We start from the raw sequence: 23,253 nt of genomic DNA on the forward strand, positions 1-23,253 counted from the left end.
TTGCCTGCTAAAATAAAAAACATCTGAGGCAGTATCTTATGAAAAATGTTTTTGATACACTCCGCCATATTCTTGCCACGGTTAATGTAACCCATATCGTATGGTGTGCGGCTGTACTGCTCACTATGCTGATCCTTGCGGTACTTCATCACATATGGAAGGATGACTTGAAGAAGCTGCAATTATGGCGGCTGTTTTGTCTTGTGCCGCTGGTGATTTGCGGTGTTCATGCTTTCATATATGTTGTCGGCGCACCGATAATATTTCTCGGCGGGTTCTTTGTGATGTATATCATCGCAGTGCTTGCCCTGATACCCATGCTGTTTGCAAAGCGCAGGATAGGCTACCGTATAACCGCTGTGCTGACGGGCATTTTGTCCTGCCTTTGCGGTTTTTATTTCTGTGCGATCTCGCCCAATATTTTCAATCATTCAAGGGAAAGCTATACCGAGTCTTTTCATTCACTTGTGATGGATATGGACGAACACTATGTCCTTAAAGAGTGGAAGGAAGTTGATTTTTCGACGCTTGAAGCAAAGTATATGCCGATGGTCGAGGAAGCCGAAAAGGAAAAAAGTCCCGGCAAGTTTGCTGATGCAGTAATGATGTTCTGCACTGAAATGCATGACGGACATATCGGGGCCGAAGCCGATTTTGATGACGAGGATTACAAGTCGGTCATTACTCCTCACGATTACGGCTTTGCTACAGTTAAGCTGGACAGCGGCGAGGTCATAGCCGTATGCACCGATGAAACAGCAAACGCCCTCGGCATAGAGGACGGAACTGTTATCACAAAATGGAACGGCAAGCCCGTTTTGCAGGCAGCCGAGGAAGATGTTCCCGACCTCGGTACACCCGTCAAAGCGAATGAAGAAATGCTTGATGTGATGAACCTTGACCTTGCGGGCGGCGATACGCTTGAAGTGTCTTTCATAGACGAAAACGGCAATGAGCAGACGGTCACTGTGCATGACAAGGGCGGCGTGAAAACAAAGATGGAGGCAATGGCTGCTTTCAGAGGTCTTGAACTGCCGATCGATTATGATAAACTGTTAGAGGAAAACTTCAGCACCAAAATGCTCGATGATAAGTGTGGTTATCTCAAAGTGACAGCGGAAACAATGGGGTCATCATTTCAGGACTATGTCGGCTATCTGACAGGTGATCAGAAGTATGCAAGGGATATGTTCCGTGAAAAGCTGAATGATCTGAGAACACAGGGAATGGAATATCTTGTTATTGACCTGCGTAACAATGAGGGCGGCTTCGACGAAATAGCCATAGCGCTGTGTGATCTGCTGACGGACAAGGACTGGTACGGTCAGGGACTGGGAATACGAAAAGATGGAAAGTACATCTGCGTATCCGATCATAAAATACACGGAACGGGCGAATTTGCAGACCTTAAAGTAGTTGCACTGACCAATTATGAATGCTGCAGTGCAGGTGACGGCTTGTCGCTGTATCTTTCAAAGCTGCCGAATGTTACAGTCGCAGGTATTACCGATCCGTGCGGCTGCAATCAGGAAACGGGAGGTATAAGTACTTTGTCAGGCGGCATTGTGACAGTTTATTATCCAACAGGTCTGGTCCTGAACGAAAACGGCGAGCCTAACATCGACACCGGATCAGACCGTGAAAGCCGCAACCCTGTTGAAGTACATATCCCATTCGACCATGACGCGGCTATGAAGATATTCCGCGACAAGCAGGATTATGAACTTGATTGGGCTGTAAAGTATATTGAAGATAATGCAGAATGAGTATTTATTACTGATATTTCATATATTTTTGTAATCATAACCGCCTGCACTTCCTCGGCGTAGGTGTTCGCTATTTCATCAGCGACTTCCTCTACGCTCTTACGAAAAAAACTGAATACAGTCGCTCAAAAAAAGTGGTCATATCCCGACGGAGCTCCTTTTGTATATTTTGCATTAAAAGCAAAACTCAATATACGAACTGTAATTTGTAGTGTAGCTCTGGTGCGTTTTTTTCACTGCTTCATATGGCGAAATCACCGAAATATAAGGCTATGATGCTTGGTTCAGCCGGCGGAAGATAATGCTTGATTTTGTATCGGATGTATGGTATAATTGAAAAAGCGAGCGAGGTGAGAACGTTGAGATATACTCTTATGCATAAGAATATAGCGGTTGCTGACATTGATATCGATGAAACTCTTGGTGGAATATCCAAAATCAGGGGTATCATATCTGAAGAGCATCTTCCTGTGGGAGTTGTTCGTATGCAGCGCCAAAATGAGACTATTGACAGGTTTGCATTCAATCAGTGGTGGACTGGACGTTCTATACCGGCGAGCAGAATGGGACTATCAGATTTGCTTGATACACTTGGTATCGCAAGCTCTAATCTGCTCCTCACCAAATGTCTCGGACTCAGCTTATCGGATCATTACTGGATAAGGCCGTATGAAAGCAATATGTTGTGGGAAGACGTAAACTTCTTTGATAACGATTTTTCAGAGGATATCGGCGACCTTTTGTTTGGTACAAACGGTAAAAACTCAGGTTTCGATTTATGTTCACCGGATAATACGTCAGACGGTAATCTGAAAAAACGCTGGAAGATCATTGACGGCAAACGTTGTCTTTTGAAATCAGGCTCAAATCCATATAGTCAGCAGACCTTCAATGAAGTAATTGCTTCAAAGATAATGGAAAGACTCGGGATAGATCATGTGCCATATTCGATAACGTGGATAAACGATGAGCCGTACAGTGTGTGCGAGGATTTTGTAACGAAGGATACTGAACTCATCAGTGCATGGAGAGTCCTCCAATTGAGAACAAAAGCAAATCATGAAAGTGAATACCTTCACTACGTTAATATCTGTCGGGAACTCGGGATAGATATAGTTTCTTCCCTTGACAAGATGATAGTTCTCGACTATATCATAGCAAACGAGGACAGGCACTTCAATAACTTCGGACTTCTGCGAGATGCTAACACTCTTGAATGGATTGGTGCTGCTCCCATATTCGACAGCGGAACGTCACTCTGGTATGATAGGTTAACTTCACGAATACCAATCAATGGCGTTAATTGTAAGCCGTTCAAAAAAACACACGGCGAACAGTTAAAACTTGTATCCTCCCTTGAATGGTTCGAGGCTTCAAAGCTTGACGGCATCGAAGATGAGATACTTGAAGTGTTCAGCGATGATAAGGCGGCTCAGTATATTGATACCGAACGTGCGAAGACTATAGCTGCCGAGGTCAGAAACAGGATAGAAGCTGTTGAAAGCATGGCGATGAGCCATACACAAAGCTATGACATCTCCTCCACCGAGGGTGATGTTGAAGAAGATGTAGCTGAGAGCTACGGAATGAAAATGGAATAAAGCAAAAAGGAGACCGTCAAAAATATGATGTGACCCCAAAAAGTTAGACTATGTAAGCGTAGCAGTTAATTAGCTGCTACGCTGTTTTTTATGCATGCAAGAGACTGAGCCTGTATTGTACGGGACTCATTCATCATAGTTTCTCTTTGATTCTGTGCTCATTGTAATACTTTATGTATCGTTCTATTGCAGATTTCAGTTCTTCATAGCTATAATATACTACGCTTGGAGGTTTCGCTTTTTGGTTCTGTGAGTATGAGCTTTGTCTTGGTACTGCCTCCCTTGATCTGGATTCGTTGAAGCGTTTTGCTGACGGTCAGAATCCGTTTTTCGAGATCAATGTCAGCCCACTTCAGGGCACAAAGCTCACCGATACGAAGTCCAGTCATCTTTGCAAGTGCGATTCCGAGTGTTGTAAGGTTCTGATCCGTCATTACGATCTGCATCAGCCGTTTTTCCTCTGCTTCTGTGAGCAGCCGAATCTCTGTTTTCTCCTTTTTCGGCATCACAAGCCCCTCCATCGGATTAAAAATGCGGTAAGTGCGAACGGCATACTTGAATACCGATTTCATAAGCACCAGAATATCCGAAATATAGCGGTTTGATAAGCCGCTGTCCTGCTTCTTTCTGATAAATTGATATATATTGCTTTGTTTAATGCCTGTAATATCATCGTTTGCGAATACAGGAAGTATATGTTTCTCCGCTTTGAGGACATAATTTGCCAGTGTTGAGTCCTTGACTCGGATCGAGATGGACTGAAACCATTCATCAAAAACCTCTGAAAATGTCTTGCATACGGCTGCCGTTTCTACTATTCTTTCCCTGTAATCAGTCATTTTTGTGATGACATCGTCAGGAGTTCTGCCAAAGAAAGCTTTATACTGCCTTTTACCGCCAATTCTGCAAACAGTGATCCGCCCTTCAAAACGGCCATCTTTCCTTTGATAAACATTTGTAATCATGTTTACAATTCCTCCAAATCAATATGATATAACTTGCACTCGTTCGTCAAACTGCTGATTTTGTTATATTCCACCGACGAATCGTGGCTACATCTTGACATATTGTATAAAAAGTGCTATAATTATGCACATAGATGCGATGACACTGTTGTGAAGGAAATCGCACTATTAATTATTATACACTTATGTAGCTAAAGAAATGTGCCGAGCGGTATAAAGAATATTACGGAGAAGACACAAAATGAAAATAGCAGTAGCAGGAACCGGCTGTGTCGGCTTGTCACTTGCTGTATTACTTGCACAGTAAAACACCGTTATAGCCGTTGATATCATTCCAGAAAAGGTTGATCTTATCAACAACAGAAAATCTCCGATTCAGGACGATTACATAGAAAAAAACCTTGCTGAAAAAGAGCTTGATTTGACAGCTACACTTGATGCTGAGGCGGCATACACAGATGCAGAGTTTGTTGTGATAGCAGCACCGACCAACTATGACAGCAAGAAAAACTTTTTTGACACAAGTGCAGTTGAAGCCGTGATCGACCTTGTTATGAAGTGTAATCCGAACGCTATCATGGTTATCAAATCCACTATTCCGGTGGGGTATACAGAGTCAATTAGAACAAAGACCGGCAGCAGGAACATCATGTTCAGCCCAGAATTTCTCCGTGAAAGCAAGGCACTTTATGACAATCTCTATCCGAGCCGTATCATTGTTGGAACAGTTATGGAAGACGAGCGACTTGTAAATGCCGCACATACCTTTGCAGAACTGCTGCAGCAAGGTGCGATCAAGGAGAACATTCCAACCCTATTTATGGGATCTACAGAGGCAGAAGCAGTTAAACTGTTTGCTAATACATACCTTGCCTTACGAGTGGTATATTTCAATGAACTGGATACTTATGCAGAAATGAAAGGGCTTGATACTGCTAAGATCATTGAGGGGGGGTCTGGATCCTCGTATCGGTACAAATTACAACAATCAGAAGATCAAAGAAGAACTGCTGATGAATGAAGAAGGCTTGCAGAAAACGAAAAACGAGCTGATCTTCATCGGCACGGTGTAAGATCAATTTGTATTATTGATATACTATGAAAGGAATAAAGAAGCATGAATCAAAGTTACTCCATAAAAGATATCATCAGGCTGCTCTTATCTCATATCTGGCTGATCATTGTCATCACAGTTTTGGGTGCCGGTGCAGCATTCGGTATTTCCAAGTTTTTACTGCCGCTGCAGTATTCATCGCATATCACCATGTATGTGCAGAGCTATACCGGCATCACTGAGAATGCAAACAGTGCGAATAACATCAGCAATTCCAAGCAGCTTGTGAATACCTATATGGAAGTGCTGAAGGACGATGCTGTCATGAACGCTGTTGCAGAAAAGCTGTCAAAGCAGTTTGAGGAAAACGTGCTTTCGCAAAATTTCACCATCAATGACAGTGGGAAGATCACACCGGCTTCGATACGTTCCTGTCTTGCGATCTCGTCTGTGACCGATACCTCTGCTGTCAAAGTGAATGCTACGGCAAAGAATGCTGAGGTCGCTGCTGCGATCTGCAACGATCTGACACAGGTCGCACCACAATATGTGGAGGAGGCAGTTGGTGTCGGCTCGATCAATACGATAGACACCGCAAAGGTCTACAACACCCCTGTTGCACCGAACATTATGAAAAACACAATGATCGGCGCAGTTGCCGGTTTTATGCTGATCGTACTTATCATATTCCTGATCGACTTCTTCGACAACACGATCAAGGATACGGATGCCCTTGGCAAGAAGTACAACAAGGCGATCATTGGAGATATTCAGGCTTTCGGCGACAGTAAAAAGAAAAGGGATGCTGATGATGTGCATCTAAAGCTAACTGACAAGGATGCGCCCTTCTATATCATAGAAAGCTATAAATCTATCAGAACAAATCTGTCATTTGCACTGTCTACAGTTGAAAAAAAGACCTTTGTGGTATCCTCTGCGAATCCCGGAGAGGGAAAATCCACGACTTCTGCAAATATCGCCATTGCGATCGCACAGAGCGGCAGTCATGTTCTGCTGATCGATGCAGATATGCGTAAATCTGTACAGCACAAAATTTTTGAGCTGGTAAACAAGAAAGGTCTTTCTACTGCGGTATCAAAAATGCACACACCTGACGAGTGTATCCAGAAAAATGTTATGGAAAACCTTGATGTTATGACCGCAGGACCGATCCCGCCGAATCCTTCTGAACTGCTTGCATCTGAGATGATGGAGCAGATGCTGAATGAACTGAGCGAGAAATACGACGCAATTCTGATCGACACCCCGCCGGTCAATGTCGTGACGGATGCGATGGAGCTTGCAAAGAGTGTTTCCGGAATTGTTCTGGTCGTGCGATATGGCAGAACAACGGATGAGGACGTTGACAACGTATTCAAACGAGTGGAATTGGCTAATATGAATCTGCTCGGCTTTATCCTGAACGGCGTGAAGTCGAAGCATGCAGGCTATTACTCAAAATATGGCAAAGGAAAGTACTACGGATATTACGGTGCAAAGCCTGAACTGGATACAGTAGAAGCGAAGGCAGAAACGCAAGGTAAGGACTGACAGATATGTCTTTATTAACAGAATATCACTGTCACATACTACCCGGAATCGATGACGGCTCGGACAGCGTAAAGACCTCTCTGCAAATGGCGGAGACGATGAAAAAACAGGGCGTGCAGCGAATCTGCGCCACACCGCATTTCTATGCACACAGGGAGAAGTCTGTCACTGAGTATCTGAAAAAGCGGCAGGCTGCATTTGAGCAGATACAGGGACAGACGGCTGTCACCGACATTCATCTTGGCGCAGAGATCGCCATTGAACACGGCATTTCCGAATTACCGGACATTGAAAAATTGGCAATACAGGGGACAAGGATCATCCTGTTAGAACTTCCGTACCGTCCATACGAAAAATGGATGAGTGAGGAGATCTACAATATCGCAGCAGAATTCAAGCTGAAAGTCATGCTGGCACACGTTCACCGCTACCTTCCGTATTACAGCAAGGAAGAGCTGGAAACCGTCCTGCACTGCAATGCGATCTATCAGATCAACAATGAAGCTTTTGCAAGCTGGAAGGAAAAGAGATTCGCCAAAAAGGTCATGGCAGAGCATACACATTTTGCGTTTGGATCTGATGCACATAATACATCATCACGCAAGCCAAACTGGGATCTGCTGCAAAAGAAGGTAAAAGGCCCCGACATTGCTGTCTCGGATTCCATGTTTGAAAAGTACAGCATATAACGGGTATGAAATACTGTCTCAAGCCAGAAAGGAGGTCGATCATCTTGGCCAAGAATGGTAATCAAACCAATCACACTGCCAATACTAAGAAAAAGAAGGTGAACAAGGATCTTGTCATCCGTGCAAGAGTGACCGCTGAGGAGCGGGAGCTTTTTGAGAAGAAAGCGGAAGAACGGGGCTTCAGTACAGTGAGTGAGATGATTCGTTCACTGATAGCGGACACAGATGATTCTGGTAACACAACAGAATAAAATGCTCATACAGGGGTTGCACCCACAAAACGAAAGCCCCAGCAATCATTTGAAAGTGTTCAAAATCCGCCCATTCCCGTGGCGAAACTAATCTGTACTTTTCATCGTATCTACGGCGCTTTCTGCACTTTCAGCACTATCAAATAAAAGACGGTTGCACGATACAAATAAAAGCTCTGCTATTATTTGAAAGTGCAACAACTCAAGCAGCGTGGGCGTCCGATAGCTTAACGGTCGATCTCGCTCCACCCATAACAAAAAATAAGGTCAACTGCCGAAAATGTCGCAATTCTGCGCATTTTTCCGGTGGTTGACCTTTTATTTGTTTGTATCCTATCCGTAGTCTAAGCATCTACATATTTTTTCACGATTAGCATTACAAAAACGATGCCCACAAACTATACTTTCAATCGGCAAAATATCTATGCCATTTGAATCCGTAGTAAGTGGGCATTATGTTTATTGATAGTATAAAGCAAATCTTCTCAGACCTTATCAAGGGTCACAACTTTGTCAGAGGACAGTTATTTCGGTAGCAGAGTGAACAGAAGGTATGCCGGAAAAGATTTCGGCTTGATTATCGATTATATTGGTATCAGAGATAATATGCGCCAGGCTTTGAAAGTATACGGCGGAAATACCTCTGTCGCTCCTAATGTCGATGATATTGAGCAGGCTACTTCTATCTTCCATGAGCATCTAGCGGTATTGCGTGACCTTTTCAAAAACTACGATCTAGCTCCGTTTATGAATCCGGAAGCTAATCCGTTTGAACGCTACCTTTTGCTTGCAAAAGCAGCTGAGTATGTTTTCCGTTCTACTCAGGAACTGAACATTGAGGGCAAAAGGAAAACAAACAAGGTTTCCTTTAAGACATATTTACTTAAAACTGTGAAGCGTATGCGAAATGCATACGATATCTGTCAGCCATCAGGAAATCTAACCGAAGAAGAATCGGCGCTTGCACAGTGCTTCATGGCAATTGCAGGATTTGTTCGCAAAATGAGTGGAACAAGCGAAGTTGATACCGAAACAATGAATCGCAAAGTTGCTCAAATGGTAGAGGAAGCCCTAAGATATAATCAAGTAGAGAGCATTCTTGAAGAGGGAGAGGAGGAAGATATCTTCAGCCTTGAATATTTTGAGAAGCTTTCTGATGTTAAGATGCCTGCATCTAAACTTGAACTCTTGATAAAAATGCTTCGCAAACAAATTACGGAGTACATGAAAACCAATCAGGTCGCTGCAAAATAATACCAGGAACTATTGGAAGAGACTATCCGTATCTATCACGAGCGCAGAAAGCATCTTACCGCTGAAGAAGCAGGTGCAACGCAGGAAGATGCATCTGATGAGATTATCAGAAATGCTACGGAGCAGGCTCTCAGAATACTAAAGGAAATGCAGGCTGACCGTGATAGCTTCCGTAAGATGGGGCTGACAATTGAAGAAAAAGCGTTCTACGATATTCTCATGGCCCTTAGAGACAAATACAACTTTGAGTATGGCGAAGACAAACTAGTCGATGGTGTTGTTGTCAATGAGAAATGCAAGAGCCTTGCTAAAGAGGTGACGAAAGAAGAAAGTGCAGAGCTAAAAATGGCAAAAAAATCACCGCAGAGAAACAAACTCTGCGGAACGATTTTATTGTTAAAAAAATAAGTGGCTGACAGTTCTATGTCAAAAAAGCGAGCCCACAAACGCCTATTATAAGCCATTTGTGAGCCCTGATTCTGAGACGAGGGGAATTGAAAAAGCAGAAGCACTTTTAGTGATTTTTGCTAAAACGCGAAAATGGCTGTATTTCGCGGTATTTTACGATTTTGCTTTTAACAGCTTCAAGTGTTTTTTGGCAGCTTTTGGTACAAATAAGTGGTGAACAAGTGGTTGGAATGGCTCTATCCTACGTAAAAAACTGAATACAGCCGCTCAAAATAAGTGGTCAGATCCCGATGGAGCTTCTTTTGTTTATTTTGCATTAAAAGAAAACTCAATATAATAATAGCTTATTCCGCAGTATACAACATCCACCAGCAGTCGATAAGCATTACTGATATAAGAATACTTATCAGCAGTATTACGTAATACCACCATTTCTTTTTGAACTGTTTAAATCCGAAAAACATATTGATTCCGTTTACTATTACTGCTATCGGCATTGTCCATTCCGGTATTTTATGTCTTAAAGCTTTATGCAGATTAAAAAGCAAGTCATGAGATATTACTCTTTCTCGCATATTTATCCAAAAATCATTTTTATTCCCATCCAACGACATGAATTTAGTTTGCGAATATGTAGGGAAGCACAATAATATAAAAATAAAGTAAAGAACTGATATAACCACAAATATAAGCTTTTTATTACTTTTTTTCATCTGAATTTATCTCCTATATTCCAATAATCCGAGAAAACTGCTTTATTAGCGTTATCATAGTAATAGTCTTCGTTTTTATCGCGTTGCTTTTTAGAATTTCCATAAATCAAACCTGGTACATTACCATAGTTTTCTCCATCCTTTAAATAAGGCTGTACATCATATTTGTCGTGACTTAAAGATGATGTTTTCTTTGGAGTTCCATCAAGGTTTATATAATCAAAATCATATGCAGAGTAATTATATGTTCCTACGTTAACTGGATCATACTTAAAATTTTGATCGTTTTGTGCTTTTTTATAATCATCTGTTAATATTTGCCAATGAGTTGCATCTGTTAGATAATCATAAATTTCATCATTGCTCATTCCGCTGAGATCTTTGTTTGGCGTAACCACAACTTCGTTCATTCCATACTTGTCAACAAATTTCATATTATATTCATTCCAATATGTGGAATAACTCGGATAATAATCATTTTTACTAATGTATATAGAAACATTATTTATATCATTATTGCTGTTGTTCATATGATATTGAGTATGTTTTTTATCATATAAATACCAATTATCTTTATTTTTAACAAGCTCTGCAAAACTTGAAGGCGTGCGATTAAGCTTTAGTCTGAAATAGTGCAATTCTTCGTCAACTGCGCCGTATTCCTGCACTGTCTACATTATAAGGGCAGTTTTGAGACTGCCCTTATTAATGATACTTAGTTAATGCTATAAATTTAATCAATGATATATTCTTCAGCAACATCTATATCTTGTTTTAAATTTAATCTTGGATATTTACTATCAATTGCTCTTAAACATTTAATATACTCCTTACTATTAGTTCTTTCAGCAATATCCTCAAAAACTTCACTGATGTAATATATTTCTTTTTCAGAGCAATTGTTTAAATAGGCTATGGTTTCATTTATATTATCAGAAAGCAACTCTATCATTTCATTCCAACATTCATTAATTCCATAAAAGTCATTAATATCTTTGCTTTCTCTTATTTTTATAACTGAATCCATATCTTTTTTTAATGATGATATCATTCTACTTCTCCTATTCATACATTTAGATTTATGGTTGTCTAACAGAATCTGGGAAAACTGTACTTATACTACCACCTGTACGTATAACACCAACTCTTACGCCATTATATTCACCATATACTATTACGCCATCTGCAACATTGGTATTACCGCTTAAATTACCAACATATTCTCCCGCATTTATAATATCTTGCTCTGTCCAAGTTTCAGGAAACCATGATTGATTGGTTCCTGTTCTTTTTGCTACAATTTTATGTGCCGGAACATTGCCAACCCTTACTCCATTTGAATATGTTTTTTCTATATTATAATCAAATCCATTTTTTTCTAAAAAGTCAATATTTGCTTGTCCATGTCCTCCACCTTTCATTCTGGAAACCGCTCCCGTTTTAGGATTATATGTAAATTCTCCTAAAGACGAATGTTCAGCAGCCTGTTTACTTACACGACTATATGATAATTGTGTCTTAGCTGCTTTAGCACCATTAGCGTAATCTGCTTTTGATACGGTATATGTATTATTGGCTGATGAAAGAACTGCATTTTGTAAAGCAGAAGTTGCAATATTATAGATAATGATAGCTTGCATTACTCTGCTCCAATTAGTACCGATTTGTTGTACATAATCATTATACATTGCCATTTCCTGACAATAATTATGATACCAGCAACCATAATAATAACTACTATCTTTTTCGAAGAACTCAGGAACAAGTTGATCTGTTTCTAATTTGCCAGTATGAGCAGCTTCTTCATTTGGAACGTGTCCAAATGAATTTGAGTATTCTTTTTCACCATTATTTAGTTTCTTTTTTAGTTCATCAGATATAGCAAAAACTTCGTTTAAACTTTTATTTTCGTTAGTCAAGAGAAAAATATCATCATCACAGTCACAAGATTTTAAAATACTTACATAAACATCGCAATCCCATTTTTTTGCAAGTTTTCGTCCGATTTTTCCAGTGAATGATTTAACTTCTTGTAGAGGAATATATTTGATTTCTACTGACAATATATTAGAGTAACTTAATGGATCAGGAGCATGGTATAACGGTTCTGGATCCCAGCTATCATCTAATGCATCTCCGTCAGAGTTATCCATTGTAGGATCGGAGAGTATAGGCAAATAGTATCTTGGAGCAAAATCGTTTACAAGGAAGTTATAATCGCCGTTCTGAATTATATTTTGATAGTCCTTAGCTACAATATAAGGGCAGTTTTGAGACTGCCCCTATCAAGATTTTTTAAAAATAGTAATCGGCGAACCTTGGCGATGCAAGAAAAGCGATAAAAGCCATTATAAAAAAGCTTATAATAAAATAAACTAAAAGGATTTTTCTCAACCTTTTTTCTTTCTTTTCTATGATGATTGAAATGGTCATCATAATAGTGATAATTATAAAGAATATAACATTTTTATGATTTTCAACAAACCACCATGATACACCGTTTATAGCGTAAAAAACATCTATCCCTTTTTCTCTGCCGAACATTGAAGATAGTAATTCTCGATATTTCAACCACAGATGATTAGCATTGTCTTTATTGTTCCAATATGAGTATATCAGAATTGTTTCAATATTTCCAATAACATAGATGATTGTAAAAATAATTATACTTACATTAAGCATGAGCGTTTTTTTATTTTTCTTCATATTTTACCTCATTAATAACATTTATCAGAATAATTATACTTTATTAAACTTGAATAATCAATATCTATTGCTTTACATATATCTTCGTAGTGTTTTTTAGCATCAAAATCAATCTGATTTTTATCATTTTTCATAGCTGGATCTTTGCTTGATGTGACGTTATCATTGGCATTTCCTTGAGTATTATTCTTTAAATCATTAAACGTGTTCATCATTCTTTCGTATGTTTTAACATCATAATCAGTATGCTTTTTAGGGTGTTTTGATGAACTAGCATAGTTGTATGTGCCCATATTTTTACCGTAATCATTGATTTCAGTTATAATATTTCCATCCTTATCATAAACCGCTTCATATATGTTATCTGTATTATTTGATGATATGAATTTTATGTTATATGCACCGGTCTCACCAAACATATGAAAACGTCCTTTGAAAGGACTACACATTATCCACTTATCGTCAATGTTTGATGTAGAATTTATAAGCTTTATCATTTCTTCTAAAGTTTCGGGAGCACGATTAAGCTTTAGCCTGAAATAGTGCAGTTCTTCGTCAACACTTCCATATGTTTGAACACATTCATTGAAAAACTCGCAAAATCTCAGCCAATTCTCGTCTGAAACTAAGAAAAGATACTTCTCGCAATCATTTACATCCTTCATCATTATATCTAATGCGGTCTTAGCAACAATATGTGCAGGTACTATTTCTTCATTTTTATCGTTAAAGAAATTGTAATAATTTCTCGCCATAAGATCATTTGCTGTCATATACCAATCCTGAACAAATTTTCCTTTTGCAGCCTTTTCCTCAATCTCCTTTTTGTATTCTTCAGTACCAAATGATTTTAAATATGCTTTTTTTAGCGGCTCAGGGTCAACATCATCATTCAGCCCGTCATCATCCGTATCCTCATCAGTTGGATCAGATAGTATAGGAAGATAATACTTTGGATATAGGTAATTAAGTAAAAACTGATAAACCTTATCATTATATCTATTGGAATAATACAATATATCTTCCAGATTGAAGACAGGAAGTTCTATACTGCCGTCAGGATCAACCTTTATTTTTGAAGTATCGACTTCCTCCCAGTCAGTAAAAGAATCAGTATCAGAGTTTGTTGTACCATTAGGAATAAGCTCGCCTGTAAGCGATATTTTCTTCCATTTTGTCGGAACGATAATATCATATACAGGACGCGGTGCGGAGAGTTTACTGCCAAAATGATCTTTTAGTACAGGTAATGTTGCATCTCTTAGCTCAATAAACAGATCATTATTATTGTTTATCCCGTTTTTTACATTAGCTTGACGATCACTATATTCATAATGCCACCCATTTGTAAAGATCTCTGAATATGCCTTGTATTTACCGGCTTTTACCTTTTGGATAATATCTAAGTTATCATAAGAAGATTTACCATCAGTCGATCCGTTTACAAACTGATAAATGTAAACGTCAGAATTGGCTCTAATGGGGATATCGTTGGCTAAGCATCTGAATGCAACACTTCTGTCACAGTAATCAGTAACACCATCATTATATTTGATATGATCTAATGCTTGATCAACCTTATAAAAGTTGTTAAGCTTTCTTCCATTGATGTCAGAGTATCTTGTATCACTCGCTGATTTGTCATAGGTTATTATATATGCATTAACATTTTTGTAGTTATTAAAGACATACATGCTTAACATGGATATCAAGGATTTTTCCTGATTGAATCCATATTCATTATAACCTGCAGTTTGCAAGATAAATACAAGGTCTATTGGCGCATTTACATATTCCGGTTCCCATTTTGTTGTAGCAGCTGTAAGCGCTTTTGGAGCGGCTTTTGGCGACGGAACACTTGAAGATATATTCTCATCAGGTATTTCCACATCAAGGTTATCAAGCCATATCTCCATATCCATGAGGCAGTATGTGCCTGTTTCATTTACTGCTGCACAGAGCTTGCTGTTCTCAACATCGAATTTGGTCTCGACGGGAAGAAGCATTCTCTCATCTTCATCAAATCTGAACACGTTGAGACGCTTTATGCCCTGAAACTCCTCAAGGCTTGAGAACTTATCCAGAGTGTTTTCGGTATTTCCTTCCTTTATGTCATATTTTAACACTATTTCCTCAGGATTGCAAGTATCTGTTATCTCCACATCGAAACTTGCTCCTAACATAGCGTCATTCTCTATAGCAGCGGAATAGCCGCTTTCGTCAACAGTGAGTTCCTTTTCTGCGTCTCCGTTGGTCTTTATGTCGATTGAGAGTTCATAAGGACTTTCAGCTGTATTGACAGTTGAAAGGATACTGCTATCGGCAGCTATGGTCTGAGGGATAATGTATTCTCCGTCGGGCACACCGTTTGTTGCAGGATCATTGGGGTCAAGTCCCAACTTTACCTCTGAACCGTCATCAACACCGTCCTCGTCACTATCAGCTACAAGCGGATCTGTTCCGTATACATAGATCTCGTCATAGTCGCTGAGACCGTCCTGATCTGTATCGGGAGTCCACGGATAGGTTTCCCTTGTGAACTCATCTATATTGCTGAGGCCGTCCTCGTCGGTATCAATGTCAGCGTCGGAAACTCCCTCTGTTACTGAATCATAAACAAGAGGATCAGTCTGAGTGTAGACATATTCCTGATAATCAGTCAGACCGTCGTCGTCTGTATCCTGATCGTAGGGATCGGTACCTATCTTCAGTTCATATATGTCGGGAAGTCCGTCTTCATCACTGTCAAGAACTTCAATATCATAGCCGTCCTCAGTGCTTATAACAACAAAGGGAACCGACTCTGCGATCTCGCCGCTGTTTGCAGTTTCAATGACTTTTATGTACTTCTTTTCAAAGGGCTCAGTGAATGAAATTTCAAAGGAGTCAGTGTTATTTACAGTTCCTATTGAAGTGTAGTTCTCGCCGTCGTCTGACGCCTGTATATCAAAGCTCCCGTCTGGCACTGTTGTGTTCCAGTATACATTGAAAGCTTCTGTTTCCTCGTCGTACTCACCGTAAGCCGCTATCTCAATATCATCGTTGTTTATCGGCTCAGATCCATTGCCGATGAACTCTGCCATCTGAGAGTTATAATTTGCATTGAGATTGGGACAGGTTATAGTTATAGTATCGGCAATGATAATAACACTGTTGATATTCAGATTATGTGCAGTGATATTTACACAGCCGTTTGGTGCATAGACAAGTCCGTTAAGATTGACGTTGTCCGTATCTATTATAATATCACCTGTTTCAGCACAAATAACAGAGTCCTGAGAGTCCTCTACGTTTCCGCTGAGAACAACATCATTAAGTGCCTTAATGCCGCTGGTGATATTGATATTTCCTGTAAGACCTATATCACCTTCTGCCTCTATAGGTATGTTTACATTGATGTTTGTGTCCTCAAGAAAAAAGTCCTCAAAATAGGTGTCAACATGAGAAGTAAAGTATCTGCTGTCGATCTTATCGAAGAAGAACTTCATAGTTTCCTGAGCATTTTCGGTTCTTGAACCGTTTACGTTAAAGTTCTGAGCCGTTGTGGATATAGTTCCGTTTGTAGCGATACTGCCGTTGATGCAGACATTGTTTGAGTTGATGGTAATAGCTCCATCCTCAGCTGAGCCTGCAAACATAACATAAGGATAGTGAACTGCTTCCTCTGCCTTTGCAGGTATCTGCGGGATAAAGCTTACTGCGGTTGCTGCTGAAAGTACTGCTGATAATAGTTTCTTAAACATTTTTTCTCCGATTTCCCGATATCATGCTGTTTTATGCTGCGTAAAATACGGATATCTTTTTATTATGTTTTTTGCAGCAAAGAATGGTAGTTTAAGTCTGCCGCCTTTCGGATAAAAAAATAGACAATACCGTGAAGATGAAAGAGCGGAATGAATGCTAAAAACAGTAGAAAGAATAAAGTGAAGATGTTACTGTGAATAAGTAGAGGTATTGCGTATACGCTGCATTGCAGCATATATATTTTATCATATCTCACAGGCTGAAATCAACGTATTTGCGTGAAATGACATTTTTTTGCGTGAAATGTAATTCTGCGGCGGGGGATAGCGCACTGGTCTTGTGTGGGGTATGCAATAAATATAGCTCCTTGACAAGATAAAGAGGTGATGAAAGAAGAAAGTGCAGAGCTAAAAATGGCAAAAAAATCACCGCAGAGAAACAAACTCTGCGGAGCAATTTAATTGTTAAATAAAAAAATAAGTGGTTGACAGTTTTTTGTCAAAAAAGCGAGCCCACAAATGCCTATTTTAAGCCATTTGTTAGCCCTGATTTTGAGACGAGGGGAATTGAAAAAGTAGAAGCACTTTTAGTGGTTTTTGCTAAGTTGCGAAAATGGCTGTATTTCGCGGTATTTTACGATTCCGCTTTTAGCAGCTTCAAGTGATTTTTGGCAGCTTTTGGTACAAATAAGTGGTAAACAAGTGGTTGGAATAGCTCTATTCTACGTAAAAAGACAAATAAGTTAGTACCGAATAAGTGGTAGGGTCCCGACGGAGTATCCTTTGTATATATTGCATTAAAAGCGAATTCAATATACGAATTGTCATTTAATATGCAGCTCCGGTGCGTGTTTTTCGCCCACTGTTTCGTATGGATTCGGCTCAGAGTTGTGCTGTGATGAGATAAGTAATTACTTTATATTGAAATAATTCTGCAAATATATAACTACCTTTTTTCAAAAGATTCCATATAAAATGTGATAGCTATTTGATTCTTTTTGCTGGAATTCCGCCTATAGTTATGTTTTCTTCGGTAAAATCTTTAACAACAACTGCGCCAGCACCAATTCTAACTCCATTTGCTATTGTTACATTACCAATTATCTTTGCACCTACACCAACATCAACATTATCGCCTAAAACAGGGCAATCATTCGAAATTCCATCGTTACCGATGCAATTATCTCCATGTAAAACACAATTCTTTCCAATTATAGAAGCTCCATGTATGACAATAGGGCCGTTATGACATAAGGACAAGCCCTCGCCAATATGCTTTCCACCAATTTCAAAATTTAGTTTATATCCTAAATTATTCATTTTCAGCATATTTATATACATAGGAAAAGCATATATCAATTTCTTATTTCTAAACTTCTCTTCGTAATAACATGACAGCCTCATATATTTGATATACTTCCATCTTAACCACGAAGCATGTCTTGTAGCGATAATAAAAAACAAATGATATAGTTTTCGATTCCCTATATTATTCCATTTGTCTTTGCGAAGCATTTCTTTAAGTTCTTTTTTATTCATTTTTCTCCATTATTACAGCTTCTAGCTGATCAACTTTATCCTTTATTCTTAAATTATCAATGTAATATTGATGTCCCATATTTCCAAGCAAACAATTTAATTCACTCGAATTTCCAAGGGTTTCTATCCAGTAGGTCATTTCTTCGATCGTTTTTACAACTACTCCACCTGGTAAATACTTTGCTATTCCAACATCAGTCGATATAAATGGTACACTAGAGGCCATAGATTCAATCAATGATATCGAAAACGCTTCCCAGGTACTGCCTAAAAGATATATATATGAATCCCTAACATAAGCTATTACTTCTTCTCGTGGCACACCGGTTAAAAATTCAACATCTTTGTGGCCGTGTTTTTGTTCGAGCTTTTTGCATATTTCTTTAAGATAATTAAGATATTCATTTTCTCTACTGCCTATAAATACCATTCCTAGATTGGAAACATTGGCTTTATAATATGCTCTCAAAACAAATTCTTGATTTTTTCGATCTGTATAATTAGCCACACAGATGCAATACTTTTCACTGTTCTTTCTTGGGTTATTTAACCCAAACTGTTCTTCTGCTGCATTCTCCAAAATGCAACTAGTGATATGATACTTTTTAGAAAAGAAACTAAATCCATTATCAAATCTATGAAGTTGGAGTATCCTGTCATATTTACTAAAGTTTCTTGAAGCATAGAGCCACTTCCATCGTATGTTTCTCCAAACTTTGTAAGCAAATGCTTTAATAGAAGAAAAGTCAGTTTTATGCCACTTAAAGTCATAGATTCCATGCATATGAAGTATCTTGCGGCATTTAATCTTATTCAAAATTGGATATAGATAATCAGTTAGTGCGTTTTGAGTACAAACATTTACCATTGCATCACAATCATTTACAATATTCAAAATCTGGTTTTGATATTTTTTCTTGTTTCCGAAGTATAATGCAAATTTGGTATGAATATTTACTCGAATAATTTTTATACCTTTGTAGATTTCTTCATTCGGTTCATTTTCCACGGATGAAGTAACTACTATTACCTCATGGCCCTTTTCAACTAACCCAGTGGTTAAATATTCAGTAACAGCTTGAACACCGTCTTTTCTAGGGTAAAACGTACCAACCGTAAATAATATTCTCACTGTCACGCCTCCTTTTTTATTTTAGAATCATTTAATCAAATATCATCGCTTTAATGCTTAAAACAATATTCATTTTCCTCTTTTTAGTAGTTGGCTAGCACTTTTTAAACTCTTAGACTTGAGTAATATCAATATGCTAATATAAATAACAATACAGGCGCTTCCTTCGATTATAAAATCTATCACAGTATTGATATTAATAAAGTTTTTTATGAAATAAAGCAATATTGCCGCAACTACACCAGAGAACAAATCCTTAAAACACTCCGATAAACATTCATGGAAATAAAAATTTGACAGATGTTTTTTTATTCCAATCGCTAAAGCAATAGTCACAATAAACATTCCAATACTTGTAGCTAAAGCAATTCCCATAACACCAATATATTTGGAGAGTATGATACTTAACACAATATTGACAAATACAGCTATCATTCCATTTATCATTGGAGTCCTAGTATCTTGAAAAGCATAATAGACTTTTACTAAAATAGCACGAATTGACTGAAATATAAAGCCTAAGGCGTATCCTATAACTACATAGTATGTAACCTTGATTTCATATTCTCCAAAATTTCCTCTACCATATAATATCCCTACAATCTGATCCCCAGCAACGATACACATTATCATAATTGGAGTAATCAGTAGAAGTAGATTATTTATAGAAGATTTCAGATTAGTAATAATTTTATCAATTTCATTATTTGCAGCCCAATTAGCATAATTAGCAAATAATACTGTAGCTACTGAGGCAACAATGACACCAGTAACAATTTCATTTAATGTTGAACCATATGTTAATAAAGAGGCCATCCCCGATCCTAGCGCCAGTGAAATTTGCTTGTCTACGATATCATTAACCTCATAAATTGCATTTCCCAACATCAAAGGAATTGCTAATGGTAGCAATTCCTTTATGACAACTTGAATTTTTTCTTTACTAATATGTGGTTTGAAATATTTTTTTCCACAGATTGCCACTAGTACACACTGTGCAACTCCCGATAAAAGAAATGCATATACCAGAACATCCATCCCATATTTATGATACAATAAAATAGCACCAACAATTAGGAATACATTTTGAAACAAACCCTGACCTTTGCCTGGTAGAAAGCTATTATTTGCCTCTAATGACACATTTAATGTTAAGTAAATACACCAAGGAACATATGCGATAGACATTATTCTGAGATAATGAATCAAGCAAGATAATTGGTTTTCACTATACGACGGTGCCATAATTATTGCAATAGGTCTTGCAAAAACAAAGAACAAAAAAGTTAGCAAAAAAGAAATCGGAAGAAAAACCGCTATTGTACTTGTGAGCAAACAATTTGCTTGAATATCGCCATTTTTTACCCTTTCTCTCGAATACATCGATAACAAAGTAATTGAAATAGCTGAGAATAATACAACGGCTAATTGCCCAATAATGCCAGTTGCCACAAAAAAAGCATCTGTTTGAGTGCTTGCCCCACATATAGAGGCAAGCACGGATTGCTTGATAAGACCTAACGCCTTAATAGAAAAGGTTGCAATTGTAACTATAAGTGAAGAAAAAACAATACTTCGTTTTTTATCTACTTTTGTTTTCAAAAGTTGTACCTCCATTTCTTAAGGTAGTAGATTCATGCTGCAATGTCATTGGAATAAAACAATACGGCAAAATAAACCAAAACATATCCGATGACATACAGCTTAATGATAAAAGCATTACAGATAATATCAAAATCGGTAAAAAGTCTATCGGATTTCTACTCCTAACATCTATTTTTTCTTTATAGATCCCCAACATCGCAATAACAAAAACAAAGCACCCCACAATACCCCAACTAAGCAAAAAGTCTAAATATGTGTTGTGTGCTATGTATTCAGCACCCAAGGGTTGATAATATGAAAAATACCCAATGCCTCTTCCAAATAATAATGAGGTAAGGTTATCTCCAATATGCTCTAAATAGAAATCAAATAGAGTATTTCGTCCCGAAGTCAATGAAGTATTATCAAATCTATCAGCTATTTTATTCCAGATAATTAAGAGAGAATCCTTAAAAGAAACTAATCCAATTATTACAACTGGAATAAGTCCAAGGACGACTCTTCCAAATTGTTTCCAGTTCCCATTTAAAATAGAGATTACAACATAAATAGTCATAACTGAAACCATACAAATCATGCACATTTTGCTTGCAGTTAACAAACCAACTACAAACAATAACACCAAACTAATAAGCTCATATATCCTTATTTTATCATAAATCGATATGAATAGAATGCCAGCCATAGATAGGATTACATAAACACTTAAATAGTTAGGATCTGTTCCATATGCCCCTAAACGATAGGCGGAAATCATAATTGAACGAACAGCATTTGGATTTGCAATCAAAAAAATGATTACAGATGAAAAAACGCCAAGATAAAACGAAGTAATTATCTTTCTAAATTTATCAAGATCCCAATTAAGACTCAGTATAGAAAAACCTGCAAGAATATCTAAAACTATATTAGTTGAATTAAACACTGTTCCGAACACTGTTGTAGTTGGAAGAAATGAATGCGACAGTTCAATTACAAATACTAAAATGGCAGATGTTAGATTTTTTTTTTCGAAGTCTGTTTTAATTGTAGTATGCCCAGCTGGCGTAGTATATGTAAATATTAGTTTGAGAGAACAAACAATTAGTAACAGATTAATTCCTGAGGTAAAACCTATCACATCTAAAATTCTAATATTAGGCAGAACAAAGAATATCCATCTTACAATACCAAAATCTTTTTCAAAAATGATAAATGTAGCAGACAGGACTAAAGCGATCCATCCTATTGGTGAAGACACTGTATTCGCAAGAAACCACAAGGTGAAAATTATAGAATACTTAGCGTAAATAGCCTTATCTCTCATTTCTTTTGTTCCTTTTCCTAGTCAATGCCAAAAGAACCTGCTTTCTTTTATACCTTTTAATAAGGGCTGTAAATTTAACACGAAACATTTTTAGTGGTATAAGATGTTTGTCCTGACTGTTAATTATAAGTTCTTTGGTCACATCCTGATATTCGCAGTATTGGCAAGGTAATATCAGGAACTTATCTCCCACATTTATAACATTATTAGACATCTTCCTTTTTTGGAGATGAACATATGCGTATTCTTTCTTAGTTATCTTATTATCTAAATCATAAGAATAGACTTTTCCATTCTCAAATGCAAAGATTCTAGTCCCCCATAAGGGAGAAAAACTATCATCTCTATATACAGCAAGTACCATGCCATCTCTTGCACAGCTTATGTCAGCAACATATAATTCATAGTCATATATTTTATATTCGTTTTTAATGAGGACATTATTTATACCGTAATCTCCTATCTCATCAAAACCAAAATGCATTGGATTCGAAAGAATATCTACATAACTAACTTTTGAATTGCTATTCAATTTGAAACACTCACGCATGGCAGAATTATTTCTGTATAAACATAAATGTCCAAGATGAGAGATTTTATCATAGGTAGTTTGAGGCATAAATTTTTCTAAATCTCCAAATACCAAATCCATGTCGCAATACCCCCAATAGATACAATCATCCAAATAAGATTCAAATACATATCCATACGTTGGTTTAAAGTCGCATAGTTTATAAGGTGTTTCTAAAGAGATTTTGAAATCAAATTTTTGTTGAACAGTTTTCTTGAAAGAAACAAAGTCCATTTTTATCATCAAAACATTATTAGGGATACTATATTTTTTATAATCATCGTCTGTAATAACAATAAATTGAAAATTACTATTATAACTACATGATGCAAGCCACAAATTAAAATTTGAGGGTAACCTTCCGAAATACGGACAAAAAACTTTATACTTATAATACAT

At 37.7% G+C, this 23,253-nt stretch carries 17 protein-coding genes and 2 pseudogenes; 7 read left to right on the forward strand and 12 right to left on the reverse strand.

The window, feature by feature from the left end:
* The first annotated feature begins 38 nt into the window (after positions 1-38).
* Entirely contained in the window at positions 39-1,766 is a 1,728-nt protein-coding gene (locus DSZ37_RS03295; RefSeq protein ID WP_109725542.1) for a S41 family peptidase, read from the forward strand.
* A gap of 374 nt (positions 1,767-2,140) precedes the next feature.
* The gene (locus tag DSZ37_RS03300) at positions 2,141-3,367 is read left to right on the forward strand and encodes a HipA domain-containing protein (protein WP_181380222.1); all 1,227 of its coding nucleotides are present in this window, start codon (positions 2,141-2,143) and stop codon (positions 3,365-3,367) included.
* A gap of 133 nt (positions 3,368-3,500) precedes the next feature.
* Here DSZ37_RS03300 and DSZ37_RS03305 read toward each other — a convergent pair whose 3' ends face one another.
* Together DSZ37_RS03305 and DSZ37_RS03310 are read right to left on the reverse strand one after the other, a co-directional pair.
* On the reverse strand, positions 3,501-3,566 hold the full coding sequence (locus tag DSZ37_RS03305; protein WP_109725670.1) for an IS3 family transposase: 66 nt from the start codon (positions 3,564-3,566) through the stop codon (positions 3,501-3,503).
* Between the two features lie 10 nt (positions 3,567-3,576).
* Complete coding sequence (locus DSZ37_RS03310) at positions 3,577-4,332, reverse strand: tyrosine-type recombinase/integrase (RefSeq protein ID WP_109725543.1); 756 nt, start codon at positions 4,330-4,332, stop codon at positions 3,577-3,579.
* A gap of 241 nt (positions 4,333-4,573) precedes the next feature.
* Here DSZ37_RS03310 and DSZ37_RS03315 point away from each other — a divergent pair.
* The 5 genes and pseudogenes from DSZ37_RS03315 to DSZ37_RS03335 form a co-directional block, all read left to right on the forward strand.
* Positions 4,574-5,321: pseudogene (locus tag DSZ37_RS03315) on the forward strand (nucleotide sugar dehydrogenase); the annotation flags it as partial.
* 128 nt (positions 5,322-5,449) lie between these two features.
* Positions 5,450-6,937: a polysaccharide biosynthesis tyrosine autokinase gene (locus tag DSZ37_RS03320; protein ID WP_109725544.1), complete on the forward strand. Its 1,488-nt coding sequence runs from the start codon at positions 5,450-5,452 to the stop codon at positions 6,935-6,937.
* Between the two features lie 5 nt (positions 6,938-6,942).
* Positions 6,943-7,626, forward strand: coding sequence for a CpsB/CapC family capsule biosynthesis tyrosine phosphatase (locus DSZ37_RS03325; protein WP_109725545.1), 684 nt, complete (start codon positions 6,943-6,945; stop codon positions 7,624-7,626).
* A 44-nt stretch (positions 7,627-7,670) separates the two neighbouring features.
* Positions 7,671-7,877 (forward strand): hypothetical protein, encoded by a 207-nt coding sequence (locus tag DSZ37_RS03330; protein WP_109725546.1) that lies wholly within the window; start codon positions 7,671-7,673, stop codon positions 7,875-7,877.
* 606 nt (positions 7,878-8,483) lie between these two features.
* Positions 8,484-9,539 (forward strand): annotated as a pseudogene (locus tag DSZ37_RS03335) (type I restriction enzyme endonuclease domain-containing protein).
* A 709-nt stretch (positions 9,540-10,248) separates the two neighbouring features.
* On the opposite strand, the gene DSZ37_RS03345 reads toward DSZ37_RS03335, so the two are convergent.
* The 10 genes from DSZ37_RS03345 to DSZ37_RS03390 form a co-directional block, all read right to left on the reverse strand.
* Entirely contained in the window at positions 10,249-10,920 is a 672-nt protein-coding gene (locus DSZ37_RS03345; RefSeq protein ID WP_146198151.1) for a hypothetical protein, read from the reverse strand.
* A 65-nt stretch (positions 10,921-10,985) separates the two neighbouring features.
* Positions 10,986-11,303, reverse strand: coding sequence for a hypothetical protein (locus DSZ37_RS03350; protein ID WP_109725549.1), 318 nt, complete (start codon positions 11,301-11,303; stop codon positions 10,986-10,988).
* A 28-nt stretch (positions 11,304-11,331) separates the two neighbouring features.
* Complete coding sequence (locus tag DSZ37_RS17930) at positions 11,332-12,405, reverse strand: EndoU domain-containing protein (protein WP_242978554.1); 1,074 nt, start codon at positions 12,403-12,405, stop codon at positions 11,332-11,334.
* Between the two features lie 142 nt (positions 12,406-12,547).
* The gene (locus tag DSZ37_RS03360) at positions 12,548-12,958 is read right to left on the reverse strand and encodes a hypothetical protein (RefSeq protein WP_109725550.1); all 411 of its coding nucleotides are present in this window, start codon (positions 12,956-12,958) and stop codon (positions 12,548-12,550) included.
* A gap of 11 nt (positions 12,959-12,969) precedes the next feature.
* Positions 12,970-16,701: a hypothetical protein gene (locus DSZ37_RS03365; protein ID WP_109725551.1), complete on the reverse strand. Its 3,732-nt coding sequence runs from the start codon at positions 16,699-16,701 to the stop codon at positions 12,970-12,972.
* Between the two features lie 984 nt (positions 16,702-17,685).
* The gene (locus DSZ37_RS03370) at positions 17,686-18,240 is read right to left on the reverse strand and encodes a poly-gamma-glutamate biosynthesis protein (protein ID WP_242978555.1); all 555 of its coding nucleotides are present in this window, start codon (positions 18,238-18,240) and stop codon (positions 17,686-17,688) included.
* A complete protein-coding gene (locus DSZ37_RS03375; protein WP_181380223.1) occupies positions 18,233-19,372 on the reverse strand; it encodes a glycosyltransferase family 4 protein in 1,140 nt (379 codons plus the stop codon). Before DSZ37_RS03375 ends, DSZ37_RS03370 begins: the two co-directional genes overlap by 8 nt.
* A gap of 69 nt (positions 19,373-19,441) precedes the next feature.
* A complete protein-coding gene (gene murJ / locus DSZ37_RS03380) occupies positions 19,442-20,974 on the reverse strand; it encodes a murein biosynthesis integral membrane protein MurJ (RefSeq protein ID WP_181380224.1) in 1,533 nt (510 codons plus the stop codon).
* Positions 20,955-22,283 carry an O-antigen ligase family protein gene (locus tag DSZ37_RS03385; RefSeq protein WP_109725554.1) on the reverse strand — a complete coding sequence of 443 codons (1,329 nt, stop codon included), beginning with the start codon at positions 22,281-22,283 and terminating at the stop codon, positions 20,955-20,957. Before DSZ37_RS03385 ends, murJ begins: the two co-directional genes overlap by 20 nt.
* Positions 22,273-23,253, reverse strand: coding sequence for a DUF6625 family protein (locus DSZ37_RS03390; RefSeq protein WP_109725555.1), 981 nt, complete (start codon positions 23,251-23,253; stop codon positions 22,273-22,275). The genes DSZ37_RS03385 and DSZ37_RS03390 overlap by 11 nt, the downstream gene beginning before the upstream one ends.

This window comes from Ruminococcus flavefaciens (assembly GCF_900116855.1).
GTDB lineage: Bacteria > Bacillota > Clostridia > Oscillospirales > Ruminococcaceae > Ruminococcus > Ruminococcus flavefaciens_R.

Excerpts from the sequence above, each read along its gene's own strand:
- DSZ37_RS03295 (WP_109725542.1), top strand. The coding sequence starts at position 39 with ATGAAAAATGTTTTTGATACACTCCGCCATATTCTTGCCACGGTTAAT.
- DSZ37_RS03300 (WP_181380222.1), top strand. The coding sequence starts at position 2,141 with ATGCATAAGAATATAGCGGTTGCTGACATTGATATCGATGAAACTCTT.
- DSZ37_RS03310 (WP_109725543.1), bottom strand. The coding sequence starts at position 4,332 with ATGATTACAAATGTTTATCAAAGGAAAGATGGCCGTTTTGAAGGGCGG.
- DSZ37_RS03320 (WP_109725544.1), top strand. The coding sequence starts at position 5,450 with ATGAATCAAAGTTACTCCATAAAAGATATCATCAGGCTGCTCTTATCT.
- DSZ37_RS03325 (WP_109725545.1), top strand. The coding sequence starts at position 6,943 with ATGTCTTTATTAACAGAATATCACTGTCACATACTACCCGGAATCGAT.
- DSZ37_RS03350 (WP_109725549.1), bottom strand. The coding sequence starts at position 11,303 with ATGATATCATCATTAAAAAAAGATATGGATTCAGTTATAAAAATAAGA.
- DSZ37_RS17930 (WP_242978554.1), bottom strand. The coding sequence starts at position 12,405 with ATGGATAACTCTGACGGAGATGCATTAGATGATAGCTGGGATCCAGAA.
- DSZ37_RS03360 (WP_109725550.1), bottom strand. The coding sequence starts at position 12,958 with ATGAAGAAAAATAAAAAAACGCTCATGCTTAATGTAAGTATAATTATT.
- DSZ37_RS03365 (WP_109725551.1), bottom strand. The coding sequence starts at position 16,701 with ATGTTTAAGAAACTATTATCAGCAGTACTTTCAGCAGCAACCGCAGTA.
- DSZ37_RS03370 (WP_242978555.1), bottom strand. The coding sequence starts at position 18,240 with ATGAATAAAAAAGAACTTAAAGAAATGCTTCGCAAAGACAAATGGAAT.
- DSZ37_RS03385 (WP_109725554.1), bottom strand. The coding sequence starts at position 22,283 with ATGAGAGATAAGGCTATTTACGCTAAGTATTCTATAATTTTCACCTTG.
- DSZ37_RS03390 (WP_109725555.1), bottom strand. The coding sequence starts at position 23,253 with ATGTATTATAAGTATAAAGTTTTTTGTCCGTATTTCGGAAGGTTACCC.